Annotated in this window: 2 protein-coding genes; both read left to right on the top strand. The window is 43.7% G+C overall.

The window, feature by feature from the left end; all coding sequences use genetic code 11:
- Positions 1 to 1,397: single-stranded-DNA-specific exonuclease RecJ (locus F6K38_RS40985; RefSeq protein WP_287360568.1), on the top strand; the 1,397-nt coding region annotated here is incomplete at its 5' end.
- 207 nt (positions 1,398 to 1,604) lie between these two features.
- Positions 1,605 to 1,807 (top strand): cupin domain-containing protein (locus tag F6K38_RS40990; protein ID WP_287360570.1); only part of this gene is annotated, 203 nt, incomplete at its 3' end.

Below are 1,807 nucleotides of genomic sequence, written 5' to 3' on the forward strand. Positions count from 1 at the left end.
GAAGTTTAGCGGGTGTAGGGATAGCTTACATTTTAGCTATCTGTCTAGCACAAGAACTGGGTCAACTCAAAGGCTTGACCCAACAGCTGTTAGAACTATTTACTCTGGGAACTATTGCGGATTTAGCCCCTTTAACCGGTATCAACCGACGTTGGTTAAAGCGAGGCTTAGGGTTATTGCCTCAATCTCAATTAGCAGGAGTTCAAGCATTAATCGAGATAACTGGGGTCAAAGATGACCAAAAATCCCTCAAGCCAGAGGATATTGGGTTTAGACTAGGACCAAGAATTAACGCTATTGGTCGCTTATCGGATCCCCAAATTGTAATTGAACTGCTGACGACTACTGCACCGGAAGTAGCACGTGAGAGGGCAATGCAGTGTGAACAAGTGAACCAACGGCGTCAGCAATTGTGTGCTGATATTGAACAAGATGCGATCGCATTTATTGAAGACACTGGACTAGATTGGCAACAGAAGCGGGTATTAGTGATTGTCCAACCGAATTGGCATCATGGAGTGATTGGGATTGTTGCCTCCCGATTAGTAGAGCGCTATGGTGTCCCAGTCTTTATTGGAACCTATGAAGACAACGACCAACAACACATTCGTGGTTCAGCAAGGGGCATCACTGAATTCAATATTTTTGAAGCCTTAGAGTTCTGTAAAGACTTACTGGGTAAATATGGAGGACACAAAGCAGCTGGTGGATTTTCCCTACCTGCTGAGAACTTAAGCGCCTTTGAACAATCCCTTAGCGGTTTTGCCCATCAATCTCTAAAACCTGAACACCTCAAACCCCTAGTTAGTATCGACGCTAGCCTAGAATTCTCTCAAATTACCTCTAACCTCTACCAGCAATTAGATCTGCTTCACCCCTGTGGCATTGGCAATCGGGACCCTGTCTTTTGGAGTGCCAATGTTCAAATCCTTGAACAACGAGTGGTTGGTAAGGGACACATTAAGCTTACTTTGAATCAGGACAACCAACCAGTCACGATTCAGGCTATTGCTTGGCGTTGGGGGGAATACTTCCCTTTACCTCGGCGAGTGGATATTGCCTACAAGTTGCGAGAGCATCATTGGGAGGGCAACACGACCATTGAGTTAGAGTTAGTTGGTGTCCGTCTACCCGTAGTTACTAGTACAGTTACTACTACCTCAACTACCAAGAAAGCGGAATTTTATTACAATCAGCGCCGTTACACCTGTAGCCTCTGGGAATCTTTAAACGAACTAAGAATTAGAAACCCGGAAGGAAAAGTCCTAGCGATTCAGAAAGGACAACGCACTGGACTTTTGGGTACTAAACGGGAAGATGCTATAGAAGTTAATGTCACTAAACCGCCCTACTACCCGTTGATCAAAGCAGCAACTCGTGCGTTGGGACTCAGTTGAACAAAATGTCTCGTACAGTTCCCACCTATAATCTTGCATTTAGGTGGGGTTAGCGACACCAACAAAAAACACGAGCTTTTCTTATTCTTTTGGCAATTCGATGAGGTAGCTACTGGGAGTTGGCTGTTTGGTGGTTAACTGAAGTTGAAATGCTACTCTACTAACATAGTATATTGTTTGAAATCTGAAAGATATAATTAAATACTCATGACTAAACCACTTGAGTTGATAGAACACCCAGAAGGCGGAAGATATCAGGAGGTATTTCGATCAAAGATTTCAGTAACTGCAAGTGATTCTAGCGTGAAGTCTGCTCTTACTCATATTTACTTTTCTCTGAACCAAGATGAAAAGAGTCGGTTTCATCGGGTTATTGGGGATGAAGTTTGGAATTTATACAAAGGCACGGG

The organism is Moorena sp. SIO3B2, assembly GCF_010692525.1.
GTDB lineage: Bacteria > Cyanobacteriota > Cyanobacteriia > Cyanobacteriales > Coleofasciculaceae > Moorena > Moorena producens.